Here is a 17,871-nt window from a genome sequence, read left to right as displayed (position 1 = left end):
GCCAGCGCGTCCGGGTCCAACAGGTCGGACAGGCTGCCACCTGCGAGTCTCGCGAAGTCCGGGTCGTCGCGCAGCGTTTCGGACTCGGTGAGGCGGCGGATGTCGGCCCAGTCGCGCGCCGCGTCGCGGACGTCCGCGACGGTGACGCGGGGGCGGGTGGCGGCGAGGGCTGCCGTCAACTCGCGTGCGACGGCCTCCCATTCGACGGCCGCGGGCCCATCGACCGCGAGCAGCCGGACGGTTGCGCCCAGGGCGTCCGCCGCGTCGGCCCATCCCACCATGACGGTGCCGTCGCTCACGGGGTAGCGCGGCCGGGGGTCGTACTGCGACGCCTGCACTGTGGCCTGTGGACGGTCGACCATGTCACCAACCTTATCGAGATAACGTCAACGTTAAGTCTTCTCAAACCCTGAGCACACCTGTACGTTACCGATAACTTAGCAGGCCGCTGAACCCGTGACGAGGGGGTCCCATGGGGATGATCGACACGACCCGGACGGTAAGCCGGCGCACGGCGCTGGCCGCGTCGTTCGCCGGGGCCGCCGCCCTCGCGCTCAGTGCCTGTGAGCGCGGCACACTCACCAAGCCCGCACCGGCCGACACACTCTCGCTCTTCAACGACAACCCGAGCTGGACGCCCGGATACCACGCCGCCGGAACCGAGTTGCGCCGGCTCGGCGGCTACCGGCTGGCACCGCAGGCCGTGCCCAACGTCAGCAACTACCAGCAGATCGTGCGGATGTCCGCGCAGACGGACTCCACCGCCGACCTCGTCAAGTGGTGGAACGGCTACCGGCTGCGGGACGTCGCCCGCGCCGGCATCCTCGCCGACGTCACCGGCGCGTGGGACGAGGCGAAGAGCCGCGGCTGGTGCGACGACCCTGCGCTGCGCGAGACGTTCACCGCCGACGGCCGGCAGTACGGCGTGCCCCTGTACAAGTCGTACTACGCCGTCTTCTACAGCAAACCGGTCTTCGCCCGGCTCGGCGTCGAGGTGCCCACCACCTGGCAGGAGTTCCTGCACGTGGTGGACACCGCGCACGCGCGGCACATCACGCCCATCTCGTCGGGCGGCGCGACCAGTTGGGAGTCGTCGATCTGGTTCCAGCAGCTCGTCAACGGGCTGGACCACCGGTTCTACCTCGACCTCGCCGCCGGCAAGCGGTCGTACACCGACGCCGAGTGCCGCCAGGCGATGGGGGTGTGGAGCGACCTGTACCGGCGCGGCGCATTCTCCTCGCCCGACGCGTCCGTCTCCGACCTGCCGGGACGCTTCGCGCAGGGCACCACCGCGATGTGCCTGCACGGCACCTGGAACACCGGCGCGTTCCTCACCGCCGGCATCAAGAACGCGGACCTCGGCGCGTTCCTGCTGCCCCCGCCGCCCGGCGGGACGAGTTCGGTGGTGGTGGAGAGCGGCGTGCTGGCGGTGTCGGCCAAGGCCCACAAGCGCCAGGGCGCCCTCGACACCGCCCGCACCTGGTTCGACCCGGCCGTGCAGCGGGCGTGGACCGGTTTCCTGCGCGACACCTCCGCGGACCCGTCGGTGGTGCCGGACGTGGGAGCGGTGCGCGAGGTCGCCGCGCAGGTCCGTACGCAGCGGCCGGCGCAGGCCATCCGCTACTGGGAGGCGTCCCCACCGGTGCTGATCGAGGGAAACGTGCAGGATCTCAGCGCCTTCATGATCGACCCCACGGCCGCCCGGGCCGCGCGGACCCTGGCGAGCATGCAGCGCCGAGCCGAAAAGGAGTGGAAGGCGTGGAAGTCCTGACCTCTGGAGCCAAGACGGTCCCCCGCACGACGGCCCGCCGATCCGGGAACCCGGCCCGCGTGCCCCGGCACGGCGGCGTCCGGCGCGCCGCATGGGTGGGTGCGTTCCTCGCGCCCGCCGTGGCGCTCGTCGCGGCGCTGCTGGTGGTGCCGTTCGCGGTCACCTCCTACCGCAGCCTGTTCGACGACAACGGCATCACCGCCCACTTCGTGGGCCTGGCCAACTACCGTGCGCTGCTCACCGACCCCGACTTCGGCCGGTCGCTGCTCAACACGGTCATGTGGGTGGTCGGCACGCTGGTCCTGCCGGTGCTGCTCGGCCTGGTGCTCGCGGTGCTGACCCACTCGGTGCGCTGGGGCGTGGTGGCCCGCACCGCCGTGGTCATCCCCTACGCCCTGTCCGGCTCCGCGACGGCCCTGCTGTGGACGTACCTGCTGAAGTCCGACGGCGCCGTCAACCAGACGCTGCACGCCATCGGGCTCGGCGGCTGGCAGCACGACTGGCTGCTGCACTGGCCGCTGAACACGATCGTGATGATCGTGGCGACGACCTGGCAGTCCACCGGCGCCGCCCTGCTGCTGTTCCTGATCGGGTTGCAGACCATCCCGACCGAGACCATCGAGGCCGCGAAGATCGACGGCGCGCAGGGCCTGCAGCTGTTCCTGAAGGTGATCGTGCCCCAACTGCGGCCCATGACCGTGGTCGTGGTGGGGATGTCCATCGTCAACAGCCTCAAGACCTTCGACATCGTGTGGCTGCTGACGCAGGGCGGCCCCGGCACCGCGTCCGAGACGCTGGCCCTGACGATGTACCGGCAGACCTTCACCCTCAACCGGTACGGCTACGGCGCCGCCGTGTCCGTCGTGCTGACCGCGGTGGTCGTCGCGGCGTCCTGGCTCTACCTGCGCCGGCAGGTCCAGCCGCAGCGGGGAGGCGTGGCATGACCGGCCGGGCCGTACGCCATGTGCTGGTCGCCCTGGTCTCGGTGCTGTGGCTGCTGCCGACCTGGCTGGTGGTCGTCAACGCGTTCACCCCGTCGAAGCAGTACACCGGCTCGCCGCGGTGGTGGTTCGGCTCCTGGGGCCTGACCCGCAACATCCGCGCCGCGTTCTCCAGCGCCGACGTCGGGCGGGGCCTGCTGAACACCTTCCTGTACGCCGTCGTGGGCGCGGCGATCGCGGTGGTGATCGCGGCGCTGGCCTCCTTCGCCGTCACGGTCATGCCGGTCCGCCGCCCGGCGATCTGGTTCTGGGCCATCTTCATCGGCACCGTGCTGCCGTTGCAGACCTTCCTGTCCCCGCTGTTCACCGGGTACGCCCGCACCGGCCTGTACGACACCCAGTACGGCATGGTGCTGATCTACGTGGCGCTCACCGTGCCCTTCGCGTTCTTCGTCAACCGCAACTTCATGATGACCGTGCCGCGGGAGATCTCCGAGGCCGCCCAGCTCGACGGCGTCAACTGGCTGCGGATGTTCCTCTCCATCCACCTGCCGCTGGCCAGGAACGCCCTGCTGGCCGCGTTCATCTTCCAGTTCACCTGGATCTGGAACGACCTGCTGTTCGGCATCACGCTCTCGCTCAGCCCCAACGTGCGGCCGGTGATGGCCACCCTGGCGGACCTGAGCGGCAACTACTCCACGGTGGGCCCGCCCGTCGTGCTGGCCGGCGCGCTGGTCGCGTCGGTGCCCACCGTGGTGCTCTTCTTCGTCTTCCAGCGCTTCTTCGTCAACAGCCTGCGCCTGACGTCCTGACGTCAGCACCTCCGGACCGCACCACCGGCGTCCCGACGCCGGCACCCGCGGACCGCACCACCGACGTCCTGACCGAACCACCTTGGGAGAGACAGCTCATGACGACGCGTGCCCTCGTACGCGACCGCCGATGGTCGACCGACAAGGCCCGGACGAGCATGGTCGGCCTCGCGGTCGCCGCCACCGCCCAGGCCGGCGGCACCCGGCTCCGCGCCATGCCGGAACACCTGGTCCGGCGTACCCCGTCCGGCGCGCTGCGCTGCGTACGGATACTGATCGACGGCGACCGGTCCGACCACGGCGGGTGGACCTTCACCGCCGAGGCCGCCGGCGGCGGGTCGATACCCGTGCAGGCCGTGCCCGCACCCGGCGGGCAGCGGCTGCTGCTGCCCCTGGAGAGCGCCCCGCGTGACCTGCGGATCACCGCCACCGGCCACGGCACCTCCGCGGTGCTCGCCTTCGTCCTCCAGCCGCCGCGCGAGTGGACGATCCACCTGGTGCACCACTCGCACCTCGACATCGGGTACACCGACCCGCAGGGCACGGTGCTCGGCGAGCACGTCGCGTTCCTGGACTCCTGCCTCGACCTGACCCGGGCCACCGACGACTGGCCGGACAACGCCAAGTTCCGCTGGGCGGTGGAGTCGCTGTGGTCGTTCGAGCAGTGGGCGGCCGCCCGGCCGGCGGCACGGGTCGCGGAGTTCATCCAGCGGGTGAAGGCCGGCCAGATCGAGCTGACCGCCATGCCGTACAACCTGCACACCGACACCTGCTCCACGGACGAGCTGCACGAACTGCTGCGGCTGGCCCGCGGCGTCAAGCAGACCCACGGCATCGACTTCCGCAGCGCCATGCAGACCGACGTGCCCGGCACCGTCGCCGGGCTGCCCGACGCCCTGACCCCGCTCGGCGTGCGCTACCTGTCGGTGGCGCACAACTGGGCCGGCCGCTCGGTGCCCAACATGAACGGCGGCGCGCAACTCCCCCGGCTGTTCCGCTGGCGCGCCCCGTCCGGGAACGAGCTGCTGACCTGGATGACCGACAGCCCGCACGGCCTGGCCTACATGGAGGGCCCGGTGCTCGGCTTCGACACCTCCTACGAGATGGTCGACGACCTGCTGCCCGCGTACCTGACCGCGCTCGCCACCAACCCCTACCCCATCCCGCCCGAGCTGTTCGGCTCGCCGGGGCCGACCGCGGGCCACCGCGACCCGTACCCGTGGGACCTGCTGCACCTGCGGGTCCAGGGCCACTTCGGGGACAACGCGCCGCCGCGGCTGATCCTCGCGGAGACGGTGCGCCGCTGGAACGAGACCTGGGCCGCGCCGACCCTGCGGCTGTCCACCAACACGGACTTCTTCACCGACGCCGAACAGCGGCTGGGCGACGCCGTCCCCGTCTTCGAGGGCGACTGGGGCGACTGGTGGGTCGAGGGCGTCGGCTCCGGCGCCCGGCCGCAGGCGATGGTCCGCCGCGCGCAGGCGAAGGTGGCCGACGCGACCACGCTGTACGGCATGGCCGCGCTCACCGACCTCGCCGGCCGGGCCGGAACCGCCCCCTCCGCCGAACCCGTCGACTCTGCCGAACCCGCCGGCCCCGCCCCCGCGCACGCCGCCGACGCCCGGCTCGGCGCCGCCGGCGTCTACCGGTCGATCTCCCTGTTCAACGAGCACACGTGGGGCGCGGCCGACCCCTGGACCCACGGCGACGAGGGGATGTCCTCCGGCGACCAGCAGTGGCACTGGAAGTACGGCTACGCCCTGCACGGCGACAACGACGCCGACACCTTCCGCGACCACGCCTCGGCCGCGCTGGGCGCGGCGCTGCCGACCGCGGCCGGCGCCGACGCCACCTTCTGGGCGGTCAACACCACGTCGGCGCGGCGCACTTCGGTCGTCGCGCTGTTCGTACGCGAGAGCCGCGTCCCGCTGGACCGGGCGCTGGCGGTGACCGACGGCCGTACCGGCAAGCCGCTGCCCACCGTCGTGACGCCGCAGGTCAACCCGGTGCACCGGGACGCGGGCCGGTGGGTGCACGTCGAGGTGCCCGATGTCCCGCCGCTCGGGCTGGTCCGGCTGGACCTCACGGCGGGCGAGCCGGGCACCGCGGTCGCCCCGCGCACCGACGGCCACGCCGAGGACGGCGACCGCCGGGTCCCGCTGCCGACCGCGGAGGACCTGGTGCTGGAGAACGACCACCTCACGGTGCGGGTCGACCTGGCCCGCGCCTGTGTCGCCTCGATCACCGAGAAGGCCACCGGCCGCGAACTCGTCGACCAGGACGCCGTCGTGGGCTTCAACGGCTACGTCTACGACACCTACACCTCGGCGCCCGGCTACAACCACCAGGCCAACAAGACGACCACGTCCGACGAGCTGGAACTCCTCGGTTCGCGCTCGCTGGCCCGGCCCGCCGTCCTGCTCGAACGCGTCGATGACGCCCTCGGCGCGCGTCTGACCTACGAGTACGCGGCCGACGGGGTCCACCTCGCCCGCACCACGGTCAGCCTGGGCCGCGACGACGCCCACGTCGTCCTCGACAACCGCTTCGACAAGCCCGCGACCATGGCGAAGGAGAGCGCCTACCTGGCCTTCCCGTTCGCCCTCACCGACCCCGCCGTCCGCTACGAGATCACCGGCGCCCTGACCGGCACCGGCCTCGCCCACGTCCCCGGCGCTCCCCAGCACATGCGCGCCGTACGGTCGTTCGTCGCGCTCGGGGACGCCGGCGGGCCGGTCGCGTGGGTGACGCGCGACGCGCCCCTGGTCGAGCCGGAGACCATCCCGCTGCCGTACGCGCCGTTCCCCGACTCCACGGCGCCCCGGCAGCCGGGCACCCTCTACTCGTGGGTCCACAACAACCTCTGGGACACCAACTTCCCGGCCCAGCAGGCGTTCGACACCACCTTCCGCTACGCGGTCGGCGTCCGCCGGCGCGGCGAGACCATCGCCGCCGAGGCGCTGGGCCTGCGCACCGCCCAGGAGATCGACCACCCGCTGGTGGGCGTCGCCGCGCACGGCGAGCCCGCCGCGGACGACCCGGGCGAGCGCGCGCTGCTCGCCCTCGACGATCCGTACGTGCGGGTCGTCGACGCGGCGCCGGTCCCGGCGCGGGGCGAGGGCCAGGGCGAGGGTCAGGGTCAGGGTCAGGGTCAGGGCGAGGGGCGCGAGGCGGACGAGGGCGGCTCCGAGCCGGCCGACCTCCTGGTCCGCCTCCAGTCCTACGCCGACGAGCCCCGTACCGTCCGGCTGCGCTGCGGCTTCCCCGTCGCGCACGCCGAACGCGCCACCTACCTCGGCGACCACGCGGGCGAGGCCACCCGCGACGGCGCCGACGTGCTCGTGGAGATCCCGCGCCTGGGCAGCACGGCGGTCCGCCTGCGCCCGCGGGCAGGCGGCTGACCGGTTCGGGGGCGGCGCCGCCACGGCGCCGCCGCCCCCGGGCGGTTCGGCCCGATCTCCGCCCCGACCTGCCTACCCTGGGGAGCGTGCCGACCTCGACCTACCACGTACGCAAGACCTCCCTCGGGCTGAAGCGCAAGTACCGGATCTCCGCGGACGACGGGAGCGGGAAACCGGGGAAGCAGCTCGGTTACGCCGAGAAGCAGCTGAAGATGTCCGACGCGCTGGACATCTACACGGACGAGCGGCGCGGCGAGAAGCTGGTGGCCGTCCGGGAGAGCTCGAAGGGCTGGCTCGCCGCCCTGACCGGATACGAGGCGTTCGACCCCGAGGACCGGCTGCTCGGCTCGTTCGGGGTGCTGCCGAGGAAGTCGGTCGACCGCACCACCTGGGAGTTCGAGCAGCCCGGCCTCGGCAGGCTCACCGGCACCGAGCGCAGCGCCACCACCGCGCGGGCCCGGCGGCTGCTGACGCTGCTCGACACGGCCGGGGAGATCGCCGGCGCCCTGGTGAAGTACCACTTCGACTTCACGCGGGACGGCGAGCCGGTGTTCAGCATCGACAAGCCCAAGGTGTTCGACGACTGGTACCGCCTGACCGTGCACGAGGACTCCGTCGACCGGCAGTTGCTCTTCGCCCTGGCGGTGACGATGGAGGCCCGGCAGCGCGGCTGAGCGCGGTGCCGTCCCCGACGGTGCCTTTCAGCCGCCCCCGACTATGCTCGGCCGGTGGCCGGTGGCCGGTGGCCGGTGGCCGGTGGCCGGTGGCCGGTGGCCCTGGCGAGCGGGCCCGCCTGCCTGCGCTGCCGCGGGAGCTGGTCCTCGCACGGAACTGTACGGAGTCCCACCATGACCGACGCGTTCGTCGCGGCACTGCCCAAGGCCGAGCTGCACGTCCACCTGGAAGGCACGCTCGAACCGGAGATGCTCTTCGCGCTCGCCGCGCGCAACCACGTGGAACTGCCCTGGCCGGACGTCGAACAGGCGCGCGCCGCCTACACGTTCACCGGCCTGGAACACTTCCTGCCGTTGCTGTTCCGGGCCGCCTCGGTGCTGCGTACCCGCCAGGACTTCTACGACCTCGCCCGGTCCTACCTGACCCGCGCGGCGGCCGACGGGGTCCGGCGGGCCGAGATGTTCCTCGGGGTGCAGACGTTCCTCGACGCGGGCACCCCGATCGGCGACCAGCTCGACGCGGTCCTGGCCGCGATCTCCGACGCGCGCACCGACCTCGGCATCGACGGCGCGCTGATCGTCACCAGCCAGCGCCACCGCACCCAGGCCGCCGCGCTGGAGGTGCTGGAGCTGATCGAGCCGTGGCGCGACCGACTCCTCGGCATCGGGCTCGGCGCGGCCGAGCGCGGCAACCCGCCCGCCAAGTTCGCCGACTACTACGCGACCGCCCGCGCCCGCGGCTACCGCACCACGATCCACGCGGGCGAGGACGGCCCGCCCGAGTACGTCCGCGAAGCGCTGGACATCTGCCGGGCCGACCGTATCGACCACGGCGTCGCTGCCTCGGCCGACCCGGACCTGATGGCCCGCCTCCGCGACGAGGCGGTCCCGCTGACCGTCTGCCCGCCGTCGAACGTCGCCTTGCGCGTCGTGCCGTCCATGGCGGCGCATCCGCTGCCCGCGATGATGGCGGCCGGCCTGCTGGTCACGGTCAACTCCGATGATCCGCCCTACCTCGGCGGCTACGTCAACGACAACTACCAGGCCGTGCACACCGACCTCGGCCTGGACCGGCCCGCGCTGGCGGACCTGGCCCGCAACAGCTTCCGCGCCTCCTTCGACGACCCCCACCGCATCGCCGCCCACCTCGCCGCGGTCGACGCCCACGTGCGCGCGAACCAGCCTCCAGAGCGCGCGTACCGAGCGGCGTCCGCCGCTCGGTGAGCACGGTCCGTCCCCCACGAGGTCGCGGCGGCGGTTCAGACGAGGGCCACGACCAGCAGGGTGAAGGCGGCGATGATGACGGCGACGCGGACGTAGTGGAGGAGGAGCCAGCGGTCCATCTGCTCCTTCCAGTCGGCGGGCCGGTTGTCGGGGGTCCAGTTCTTGTTCCGGTTGTTGATCGGGACGAGCAGCAGGATCGACATGACCACGCTGACGATCAGCAGCGCGCCGGCCGTGACGACGAGCCCGGTGTGGTGGTGGTGCCACCTGGCGACGGCCCAGACGGCGGTGAGGACGAGCGAGGTGATGTACCAGACCGGCATCACGGCGCCGAGCATCCGGCCCCCGTGCGCGTGGCCTTGTTGCCTGCTGTCCTCGGGGAGCGCGTTGAGGATCGGATTCATGACGAAGGCGACGGAGAACTCCACCCCCACCATCACGCCGACGACCACGGTGGTGAGCACCTCGAGCGCATTGACCATGACGACCCCCTGAGAATCTAGTGTTGCTAGGTGATGAGTCAACGCTAGTACTACTAGAGCTTGCTTGTCTAGCACTGCTAGGATCGGATCATGTCGGTAAAGGAACGCAAGGAGCGCGAACGGGCGGCCCGCGAGCGCCTGATCTTGGCGACGGCCCGCGAACTCGCCGAGCAGCAGGGCTGGGACGCCGTCACCACCCGCCGGCTCGCCGAGCGCATCGAGTACAGCCAGCCGGTCCTCTACAGCCACTTCCGCGGCAAACGGGAGATCATCGGCGCCGTCGCCCTGGAGGGCGCCGCCGAGCTGGCGGCGGCGGTGCGGGCCGCGGCCGCCAGGGCGAACGGCCCGCGCGAGCGGATCACCGCCCTCGCCCGCGCCTACCTCGACTTCGCCGAGCAGAACCCGGCGGTCTACGACGCCATCTTCCAGCTCGACGGCGGCCTGGCGTTCGCCCAGGAGGAGACCCCCGAGCCACTCAAGGACGCCTTCGCCGCACTGCTGGAGAGCCTGGGCGAGGTCGCCGGGGACGGCGTCCACCCGGGGCTGTTCACCGAGGTCTTCTGGGCCTCCCTGCACGGCCTGGCGACGCTGACCCGGTCAGGCCGCCTCCTCCCGCAGGACGCCGAACCGCGAGTGGCCCTCCTGGTCGACCGCCTCGCCCGGCTCTGACCGCTTAACGCTCTTAACTCCTGCCCCCGTCCCAACGGTACCGCCGTGCGTGGTCGGATGGTCGCCCAGTGCGAGCGCCCGTCCCGAACCGTACGGTCCCCTCAGGGTGGCGCCGCTCAGGGCAGCACCGGAAAGCGGTACAGCAACCACTTCGTGTCGGCGATCACCATCCGGGACCGCGGGATCACGCACTGGCGCGACTGTCTCGACCCCCTGGCCGTCCTCGACGCGCTCGGCGCCGACGTGCCGGTACGCGCAGCGAACTGACGGAGCGTCACTTCCACGCGACGGCTACGGGGCCGCTGGTTCAATGGCTGCGTGGACGAGGTGGATGGCACAGTGGCGTGGGTCGGTCGTCGCGTGCTGGAGGGCGGTGTCCGGGAGGCGGTGTTCCGTCTGCCCCGCAACGGGAGCACCGTGCCGGGTGTGCTCTGGCTGCCGCCCACCCCGTCCTCCGCACCTCCCGCTCTGGTCCTGCTGGGACACGGCGGCAGCGGGCACAAGAGGAGCGCGCGGGTCACCGGCCTGGCCTGCTGGTTCGCGTCGCAGGTGGGAATCGCCGCGCTCGCCGTCGACGGGCCGTATCACGGCGACCGGGTCCCCCGCCCGCTGCCGGCCGAGGAGTACCAGCCCCGCATCGTCGAAGAGGGGCTCGACGCCGTTCTCGACCGGATGACGGGCGACTGGCTGGCGGTGGTGGATTCCCTCGGGGCCCTGGGCCTCGTGGACACCGCACGTCTCGGCTACCTGGGCCTGTCGATGGGGACACGCTTCGGCCTTCCGTTGGCGGCCGCGCTGGACGACCGCATGCGCTGCGTCGTCCTCGGCAAGTTCGGCCTCCGGCAGGCGCCCGGCATGCCCGCCGGCCTGAACGCCCCCCGGCGCGTCGTGGCGGACGCGCGGCGGATCACCGCGCCGACCCTCTTCCACCTCCAGTGGTACGACGAGATCTTCCCCAGGGAGGGCCAGTTGGCGCTCTTCGAGGAGCTCGGATCGCCCGACAAGCAACTCCTCGGCTACGCGGGCGCCCACGCGGAGACCGAGCCCGAAGCCGTCGCGTACTGGCGGGACTTCGTCGCGCGCCACCTCCGCGATGCGGCCCCGACGGGGTCCCCCGTAGGAAGCGCGCCGCGACGAACGTGCCGACGCCGACGCCGGAGAGTGTCCCGGCGCGCCGGCCGAGGTCCCACGTCATCGACACCGAGAGCCACTTCACCGACTCCGGCACGGTCAGCGGGAGAGGTTCGGATAGGCCACGCGGGCCAACCCCTCGGCGATCGAGCAGTCGGATTGCTGCTGATCGGGCGCGTAGGTCAGGTCCGCTGTCCCGAATGACGTCGGCCATGTGACCACGCACATGCCCTGGTCGGCGCGATAGACCTCATAGGCGCCCTTGATGCCCGCGTACGGTTTCGCCGCGGGGTCGCCGGCCCGCGTGTCCGCCATGCTCTCGGTGTCGTAGCCGACCGTGAGGTCCCGGTCCTGGCCCGCCCCCCACTCGCACCACCGGGAGCGCCCACGAACGTCGTCCGTGTGGCGGGTCGGAGGCTCGGGCAACCCGAGTTGTTCGAAGTAATAGTGCGGCACGGCCGCGCAAGGGTCACGCAGGCCGCTCAGCGGGTCGGCGGCATGGTGCCCCGGTGCCCACAGCACGAGTGGGACCACGACGGCGGCGACCACCACGACGCCTCCCACGGCGATGGCCGCGATCCGGCCCGGTTTCGGCCGGCGGGACTCCTGACGTGGTGCGTCCCCGCTCTCGGGTGAGGTTCCGGGCTCGGGTGCGGGTGTGGTCCCAGACGCGGGTGCGGGTGTGGTCTCAGACGCGGTCTCCACCACGGTGGCGACCGCAGGGTCCCCCGCGGGATCAGCCGCCACGGCAGGGTCCCGGACCGTGGCCGACCCGGTGTCCGGCGCCGCCACCGCGAGATCCGTCGCCGCGAGATCAGGCACCGTGCCCACGGCGGTCAGGCCGCTGCCGCGCGGCATGCCCTCCAGCATGGCCTGCGCCGCCGCGACGGTGGGCCGCAGCTCCGGGTCCTTCGCCATCAACTGCGCGATCAGCGGCGCCAGTTCACCGGCTCGGCCTGGCGCCGGCGGCTCGTCCAGCAGCACCGCGGCGAGCGTCGCGGCCGGGGTGCCCCGGCGGAACGGCGAGACGCCCTCCAGCGCCTGGTACAGCGTCACCCCCAGCGAGAAGAGGTCGCTCGCCGCCTGCTCGTCCGCGCCTCGGGCCCGTTCGGGCGCGATGTACTCGATCGACCCGATGAACCCGCCGGCCGCGGTCAGCGCGGTGTCGGCCTGGTGGACCGAGATACCGAAGTCGGTGAGCAGCACCTGGCCGTCGTCGGCCAGCATCACGTTGTCCGGCTTGACGTCCCGATGCACGATCCCGGCGTCGTGGGCGGCGCCGAGCGCCGACAGGAGCGCCGCCGCGACGTTCACGGCCTCCGCCACCGGCAGCGGCCCCCGCGCCGTACCGTGATCGGCCAGCGAGGTTCCGTCGACCAGTTGCATGACCGTCCAGGGCACCCCGTTCTCGACGACCACGTCGTGCACCGTGACGATGTTCGGATGGTTGCGCAGCCTGGCGGCGTTACGGGACTCCCGCTCGGCGCGTACGACCCGCTCGGCCCGCTCCGCGCCGTTCATCGCCGGCGGCAGCCAGACCTCCTTGACCGCGACCTCGACGCGCAGCGACTCGTCGTGCGCCTGCCAGACCCGCCCGAACCCCCCGGCCCCCAGCCTCCGCACCAACCGGTAACGCCCGCCGACCAGTTGGCCCGGCTGCGCCTCACCCGCCACTGTCCCCACCCGACCCCCGTACGCCGCTCCCGTGCTGCTCCCACGGTACGGCGTCCCCGCCCGTGTCGGGACGGCCCCGGCGCGGAATCCGGCGCGGAAACCGGCGCGGAGACCGTGGTGGGAACGGTGGCGGAAACCGTTGGCGTACCGCACCGGGCCCCTGTTACGGTCCTCCGCATGAAGCGCGCCGCGATGATCGCGATGACGACGACGCCGGAGAGTGTCCCGGCGCGCTGACCGATGTCTTGAGTCCGAAGCCCCGGGGCGATCGCCCCGGGGCTTCGTGCTGCCGCGGGCCGCCCCACCACCGCGGAGAGGCGACACCATGAACGACGTCCCCAGGAACGACCACCACGACGCGGCCGCACCCGACGCCGTGCACGACCACCGCGAACTCGGCCGCGAGCTGGGCCTGTTCGGCACCGATCCGCTGATCGGCGCGGGCCTGCCGTACTGGCTGCCCGACGGCGCGGCGGTGCGGCACGCGCTGGAGGAGTACATCCGCGGCGAGGAACGCGCGGCCGGCTACCGGCACGTGTACTCCCCGGTGCTCGGCAAGCGCGAGCTGTACGAGATCTCCGGGCACTGGGCGCACTACCGCGAGGACATGTTCCCGCCCATGGAGGTCGGCGGCGAGCAGATGGTGCTGCGCCCGAGCCTGTGCCCGCACCACGCGGTGCTCTACCGCTCGCAGTCCCGCAGCTACCGCGAACTACCCTTGCGCATGGCGGAGTTGGGCGGCATGTTCCGCGCCGAACTGTCGGGGGTGCTGGGCGGGTTGACCCGGGTGCGGGCCATCCAGCTCAACGACGCGCACATCTTCTGCACCCCCGGGCAGGTCGAGCAGGAAGCCGCGGGCGCGCTGGAGCTGATCGGGCGCGCCTACGCCGCGATGGGCATCCGCGCGGCCCGCTACCGGCTGTCGCTGCCGGGCCCCGGCGGCAAGTACGCGGCCGCGCCCGAGGCGTGGCAGCGGGCCACCGAGGCGCTGGTCGGCGTGCTGGAGCGGCTGGGCCTGCCGTACGAGGCGGAGCAGGGCGAGGCGGCGTTCTACGGCCCGAAGATCGACGTGCAGGTCGCCGACCACGCCGGGCGGGAGTCGACCCTGTCCACCGTGCAGGTCGACTTCCACCAGCCGGAGCGGTTCGGGCTGCGCTACGTCGGCGCGGACGGGGCGAAGCACCGGCCGGTGATGGTGCACCGCAGCGTCGTCGGCAGCGTGGAGCGCGCGGTGGCGCACCTGGTCGAGGTGCACGGCGGCGCGTTCCCGGCGTGGCTGGCGCCGGTGCAGGTGGCGGTGCTGCCGGTCGGGGCGGAGCAGGCGGCGGACGCGGAGGCGTTCGCCGCGCGCTGTGCGGCACTCGGGCTGCGGGCCGAGGTGTCCCACCCGCAGCAGGGCAGCCTCGGCGCCCGGGTGCGGCAGGCGCGCCTGGTGCCGTACCAGGCGGTGATCGGCGCCCGGGAGGCCGCGGCCGGGCTGGTCGCGGTGCGGTTGCGGGACGGTCGGCGGCCCGCGCCGCTGCCCGGTCCTGAGCTGGCGGCGCGGGTCGCCGCGGTGGTCGGCGGTCACGGCGCGCGGCTGTGGGACGAGGGGGCGGAGGACGACGCCGCGGCGGGGTGAGGGCACGCCGGCCGCGCCCCTCGGCTACGAGGGCGGGTGCGCGGCCGGAGCAACCGACGCGGCCGGCGCGGGAACGTACGCGGTGAGCGGCAGGTTGCGCAGGTAGAACTGCGACAGGTCGTCCCACACGCGGCGTTCGGCGTCGGCCCCGCCCGGGCACGTCGAGGCCGAGGTGGTGCAGCAGGGCGCCCCGGTGCAGGTCGAGGACGACGCGCACCTCCTGGCCGTAGGCGACCGCGGCCTGGCGGGCGGCGCGGTGGGCGACCCAGGCCACCGGCCAGGCCGCGAGCGCCCGGACCGCGAGCCAGGGGCGGCCGAAGGCGAGCAGCGCGATCGGCCAGGCGGTGCCGAAGGCGGCGGACGGGCCGAGCCCGCCGACCGTCCCGTCGAAGGCGGTGCGGGCGGAGGTGACGCGGGCGACGGCGGCGGCCGGCAGGAAGGGGCGCGGCCGGGGGAAGACCACGACGGCGTCGATGCCGTGGCGCTCCAGCGGGTAGTACCCGGTGGCGCGCAGCCGGTTGCCGAGGGCGGTGGGCAGGCAGCCGTGGGCGAGCGGGGTCGGGCGGCCCACCCGCAGGCAGGCAGGCCGACCCCGCGAAGGCGCGCGACCCGGGCGAGGCCGTCGCGCGGGCGGCCCGGCGGGTCAGAACTGGACGTCCGCGCAGGAGTAGAAGGCGTTGCCGGTGTCGGCGATGGTCCACACGCCGATGATGAGCTGCTTGCCGGTGTGGCCGGTGGGGATCGTGCCCTGGTGGACCACGGTGGCGGGCGGCTGGGCGCCGTTGTAGGGCACGGTCAGGAACGGGGTGGTGTTGATCTCGGAGCGGGTCAGCGGCTTGGTGGGGTCGTAGCTGCTGTTGGTCAGGTAGTAGGAGAAGTCCGTGGTGGAGTGCTCGGCGGTGAGCGTCCACGTGAAGGTGTAGCTCTGGCCGCCGGTCACGTGGGTGGCGGGCCACGCGCCGCCGCGGGGGTCGTCGAGCTGGGAGAAGCGCGCGTTGCCGCCGCTGCAGATGCTGCCGTCGGCGGGGCCGGCGGCCGGGAAGCCCTTGGGGCCTTCGACGCTCTGCGGTTCGTACTGGATGTCGCCGCAGTTCGTCACGGTGCCGGCGGCGCAGAGCGCGGCGCGGCTGGGCGGGGTGCTGATGTAGCCGTGGCTGCTGGCGCTGCCGGTGCTCAGCGCGAACGCGGAGGCGACGCCGACGCCGACCACCGCGGTGGCGATCTTCTTGCGCATGGTGGACTCCAGAGGTGGGGGTACGGTCCAGGTCAGGTCTAGACCAACTCGCACGCTAGCGTCGGTGATTCGCCATGTCCACATCAACTCTCGGCCAATCCCCCGCGCGAACCGGCCGAACCGGCCGAACCGCCCGAACTCCCGGACCGCGCGAACTCCCGGACCGCCCGGCCCGGGAGCTCGCACGCACGGACCCTCAGCCCTCCAACCGCCCCGCGATGTCCGCCAGATGCCTGCCCTGGTAGTGCGCCGCGTCCAACGTCGCCTGGTCCGGCCCCTGGCCGCCCCCGCTCGCCCAGCTCGTGCCGTACGGGTTGCCGCCGGCCGCGAAGAGCACCGGGTCGGTGTAGCCGGGCGGCACGATGATGCAACCCCAGTGGTAGAACACGTTGTTCAGCGACAGCAGCGTGGACTCCAGACCGCCGTGCGCGTTCATCGCCGAAGTGAAGCTCGTGGCAGGCTTGTTGTGGAAGACGCCCGCCTGCCACTGCACGCCGGTCTGGTCGATGAACTGCTTGAGCTGGGCGGTGACGTTGCCGAAGCGGGTCGGCGTGCCGAAGGCGTACGCGGTGGCCCACTCCAGATCGGTGAGGGTCGCCTCGGGCACCGCGTCCTTCGTGGCGTCCACGTGCGCGCGCCAGGCCGGGTTGGCGTCGATGGCCGAGTCGGGCGCGAGTTCGGGGACCCTGCGCAGACGCACCTCGGCGTCCCGGCTCTCGGCCCCCTTGGCGACGGCCTGGGCCAGCTGATGGACGTTCCCGGTGGCGCTGTAGTAGATGACGGCAACTCGGACAGCCACGTGCGTTTCTCCGCCCGCTCGACAGTGATGCGGTGTGCGTGCGCGTGCCGCGCGCCGCTACGGCGCCGCCCGGTCGCACTCCCCCAACTCTCCGCGCCCCGACCGCCTCCGGCGGCGACCGGCGGCCCGCGCCGCCCCCGGTTCACCCGTACGGCCGCGCGACGCGGCCGGGAGAGAGGAAGATCGTCGAACGGCACCTCACACGGCGGCTTCCCCTCCTCACCGGCGCGGGAACGACCGCTGTCGCGCCCCTCGCCGCAACCCGGCTGCCCGGGCGGGCTGCCCCCCGCGTACCGAGCGGCCACGACTACCTGACGGAGATCTCATGCGCCTCACTTCGAGCGGTCCCCTCCACGCCACCTTCGAGTTCGGCGACCTCCGGGTCATCTCCCTGCGGGACGGCCACCTCGACATGCCGCCGACCCTGCTTCGCGACGAGAGCGGGGGCCCGTTCGACACGCTGCCGGACACGGTCCCGCTGGTCGACGGCAACCTGCGGCTGTCGGTCAACGCCTTCCTCGTCAGCGACGGCACCACGTCCGTCCTCATCGACACCGGCGCGTCCGACACCTGGGACTCCACCATGGGATCGCTCTTCGACGCCCTGGACGAAGCCGGAGTCGACCGGGACGGCATCACGGACGTGGCGATCACCCACCGCCACGAAGACCACGTGGGCGGCCTCGTCGCCCCCGACGGCGCGGAAGCGTTCCCCGAGCTCCGGCGCGTGTGGATCGGCGCGGGCGACACCTCCGTCTTCACCGGGCGGCTCGAACCGTTCCGCGACCGCGCCGTCCCCGTCACCCACCCGGTCGCCGTCACCGACCACGTCACGGCCGTTCCGGCTCCCGGACACACACCCGGTCACACCGTCTACGAGGCAAGGAGCGACGCCGGTCGGCTGCTCGTGTGGGGCGACACCGTTCACGTGCCCTCCTTGCAGTTCGCCCGGCCGGACGTGTCATGGGAGTTCGACAAGGACCAGGCGCGGGCACGCGCGTCGCGACACGCTCTCCTCGACCAACTGGCCGCACCGGCACAGTTCGTGGCCGGCGCCCACCTGGACTCGCCCGGCGTGGGACGCGTGACCCGCGAGGGCGCCGCCGGCTACGCGCTCGAATACCTCGCGCCGCCGATCGCCTGACTCCTCACCGCCCGCGCGCGCCGTACGGCCTCTCCGCGCGCCCTCGTTCCGTCGGCTGGAGGCGGCAGCGCCCTACGATCCCGCCGCCGACGCCTCCGCCCGCGCCCGCGCCCGTAACTTCCGCCGAGCGGGCGGGAGGTCACGCGTCGTCAGCAGGCCAACGGCTCGGCGCCGCGCCGGATTCCCCACCGTGCCGCGCCCGACGGGAACCCCGGGGGCGCCGGGAACCCCGGGAATGCCGGGAACCCCCGGGAATGCCGAGAGCGCCGGGACCCGCGTGCCGCACGAGCAGGT

15 protein-coding genes and 1 pseudogene are annotated in these 17,871 nt (G+C 73.0%); 11 read left to right on the top strand and 5 right to left on the bottom strand.

Annotated elements, in window-relative coordinates; translation table 11 throughout:
- Window positions 1–362, bottom strand: a pseudogene (locus tag AB0399_RS27410) (hypothetical protein); the annotation flags it as partial.
- A gap of 116 nt (window positions 363–478) precedes the next feature.
- Here AB0399_RS27410 and AB0399_RS27405 point away from each other — a divergent pair.
- From AB0399_RS27405 to add, 6 genes are all read left to right on the top strand, one after another.
- A complete protein-coding gene (locus AB0399_RS27405) occupies window positions 479–1,771 on the top strand; it encodes an extracellular solute-binding protein (protein ID WP_366413171.1) in 1,293 nt (430 codons plus the stop codon).
- A complete protein-coding gene (locus tag AB0399_RS27400; protein ID WP_329361377.1) occupies window positions 1,759–2,715 on the top strand; it encodes a sugar ABC transporter permease in 957 nt (318 codons plus the stop codon). Before AB0399_RS27405 ends, AB0399_RS27400 begins: the two co-directional genes overlap by 13 nt.
- Window positions 2,712–3,524: a carbohydrate ABC transporter permease gene (locus AB0399_RS27395; protein ID WP_328473405.1), complete on the top strand. Its 813-nt coding sequence runs from the start codon at window positions 2,712–2,714 to the stop codon at window positions 3,522–3,524. Before AB0399_RS27400 ends, AB0399_RS27395 begins: the two co-directional genes overlap by 4 nt.
- 98 nt (window positions 3,525–3,622) lie before the next feature.
- Window positions 3,623–6,925: an alpha-mannosidase gene (locus AB0399_RS27390; RefSeq protein WP_366413170.1), complete on the top strand. Its 3,303-nt coding sequence runs from the start codon at window positions 3,623–3,625 to the stop codon at window positions 6,923–6,925.
- An 86-nt stretch (window positions 6,926–7,011) separates the two neighbouring features.
- Window positions 7,012–7,599, top strand: coding sequence for a hypothetical protein (locus tag AB0399_RS27385; RefSeq protein WP_329361379.1), 588 nt, complete (start codon window positions 7,012–7,014; stop codon window positions 7,597–7,599).
- Window positions 7,600–7,773: 174 nt separating this feature from the next.
- Window positions 7,774–8,823, top strand: a complete 1,050-nt coding sequence (gene add, locus AB0399_RS27380) for an adenosine deaminase (RefSeq protein WP_366413169.1) — start codon at window positions 7,774–7,776, stop codon at window positions 8,821–8,823.
- 35 nt (window positions 8,824–8,858) lie between these two features.
- On the opposite strand, the gene AB0399_RS27375 is transcribed toward add, so the two are convergent.
- A complete protein-coding gene (locus AB0399_RS27375) occupies window positions 8,859–9,305 on the bottom strand; it encodes a DUF1772 domain-containing protein (RefSeq protein ID WP_366413168.1) in 447 nt (148 codons plus the stop codon).
- Between the two features lie 90 nt (window positions 9,306–9,395).
- On the opposite strand from AB0399_RS27375, the gene AB0399_RS27370 reads away from it, so the two are divergent.
- The 3 genes from AB0399_RS27370 to AB0399_RS27360 are packed head-to-tail and all read left to right on the top strand — an operon-like array spanning window position 9,396 to window position 11,309.
- Window positions 9,396–9,974, top strand: a complete 579-nt coding sequence (locus AB0399_RS27370; protein ID WP_366413167.1) for a TetR/AcrR family transcriptional regulator — start codon at window positions 9,396–9,398, stop codon at window positions 9,972–9,974.
- A 45-nt stretch (window positions 9,975–10,019) separates the two neighbouring features.
- Window positions 10,020–10,241, top strand: coding sequence for a hypothetical protein (locus AB0399_RS27365; RefSeq protein ID WP_366413166.1), 222 nt, complete (start codon window positions 10,020–10,022; stop codon window positions 10,239–10,241).
- 51 nt (window positions 10,242–10,292) lie between these two features.
- Window positions 10,293–11,309, top strand: a complete 1,017-nt coding sequence (locus AB0399_RS27360; protein WP_366413165.1) for a hypothetical protein — start codon at window positions 10,293–10,295, stop codon at window positions 11,307–11,309.
- Here AB0399_RS27360 and AB0399_RS27355 read toward each other — a convergent pair.
- The gene (locus AB0399_RS27355; RefSeq protein WP_366413164.1) at window positions 11,205–12,788 is read right to left on the bottom strand and encodes a protein kinase; all 1,584 of its coding nucleotides are present in this window, start codon (window positions 12,786–12,788) and stop codon (window positions 11,205–11,207) included. The genes AB0399_RS27360 and AB0399_RS27355 overlap by 105 nt on opposite strands.
- A gap of 316 nt (window positions 12,789–13,104) precedes the next feature.
- On the opposite strand from AB0399_RS27355, the gene thrS reads away from it, so the two are divergent.
- Window positions 13,105–14,400, top strand: a complete 1,296-nt coding sequence (gene thrS, locus AB0399_RS27350; RefSeq protein ID WP_366413163.1) for a threonine--tRNA ligase — start codon at window positions 13,105–13,107, stop codon at window positions 14,398–14,400.
- Between the two features lie 643 nt (window positions 14,401–15,043).
- On the opposite strand, the gene AB0399_RS27345 is transcribed toward thrS, so the two are convergent.
- The gene (locus AB0399_RS27345) at window positions 15,044–15,634 is read right to left on the bottom strand and encodes a lytic polysaccharide monooxygenase (protein ID WP_329361396.1); all 591 of its coding nucleotides are present in this window, start codon (window positions 15,632–15,634) and stop codon (window positions 15,044–15,046) included.
- A gap of 196 nt (window positions 15,635–15,830) precedes the next feature.
- Window positions 15,831–16,433, bottom strand: coding sequence for an NAD(P)H:quinone oxidoreductase (wrbA, locus tag AB0399_RS27340; protein ID WP_328473383.1), 603 nt, complete (start codon window positions 16,431–16,433; stop codon window positions 15,831–15,833).
- A gap of 325 nt (window positions 16,434–16,758) precedes the next feature.
- On the opposite strand from wrbA, the gene AB0399_RS27335 reads away from it, so the two are divergent.
- On the top strand, window positions 16,759–17,577 hold the full coding sequence (locus AB0399_RS27335) for an MBL fold metallo-hydrolase (protein ID WP_366413162.1): 819 nt from the start codon (window positions 16,759–16,761) through the stop codon (window positions 17,575–17,577).
- Window positions 17,578–17,871 lie beyond the last annotated feature (294 nt).

Source organism: Streptomyces sp. NPDC088194, from assembly GCF_040702025.1.
GTDB lineage: Bacteria > Actinomycetota > Actinomycetes > Streptomycetales > Streptomycetaceae > Actinacidiphila.
The sequence above is the reverse complement of the archived record's forward strand: the minus strand, read 5'-3'. Positions and strand labels throughout refer to the sequence as shown.

Coding starts and splice junctions, on each gene's coding strand:
- AB0399_RS27375 (WP_366413168.1), bottom strand. CDS start 9,305: ATGGTCAATGCGCTCGAGGTGCTCACCACCGTGGTCGTCGGCGTGATG.
- AB0399_RS27390 (WP_366413170.1), top strand. CDS start 3,623: ATGACGACGCGTGCCCTCGTACGCGACCGCCGATGGTCGACCGACAAG.
- add (WP_366413169.1), top strand. CDS start 7,774: ATGACCGACGCGTTCGTCGCGGCACTGCCCAAGGCCGAGCTGCACGTC.
- AB0399_RS27345 (WP_329361396.1), bottom strand. CDS start 15,634: ATGCGCAAGAAGATCGCCACCGCGGTGGTCGGCGTCGGCGTCGCCTCC.
- AB0399_RS27370 (WP_366413167.1), top strand. CDS start 9,396: ATGTCGGTAAAGGAACGCAAGGAGCGCGAACGGGCGGCCCGCGAGCGC.
- AB0399_RS27405 (WP_366413171.1), top strand. CDS start 479: ATGATCGACACGACCCGGACGGTAAGCCGGCGCACGGCGCTGGCCGCG.
- AB0399_RS27395 (WP_328473405.1), top strand. CDS start 2,712: ATGACCGGCCGGGCCGTACGCCATGTGCTGGTCGCCCTGGTCTCGGTG.
- thrS (WP_366413163.1), top strand. CDS start 13,105: ATGAACGACGTCCCCAGGAACGACCACCACGACGCGGCCGCACCCGAC.
- AB0399_RS27335 (WP_366413162.1), top strand. CDS start 16,759: ATGCGCCTCACTTCGAGCGGTCCCCTCCACGCCACCTTCGAGTTCGGC.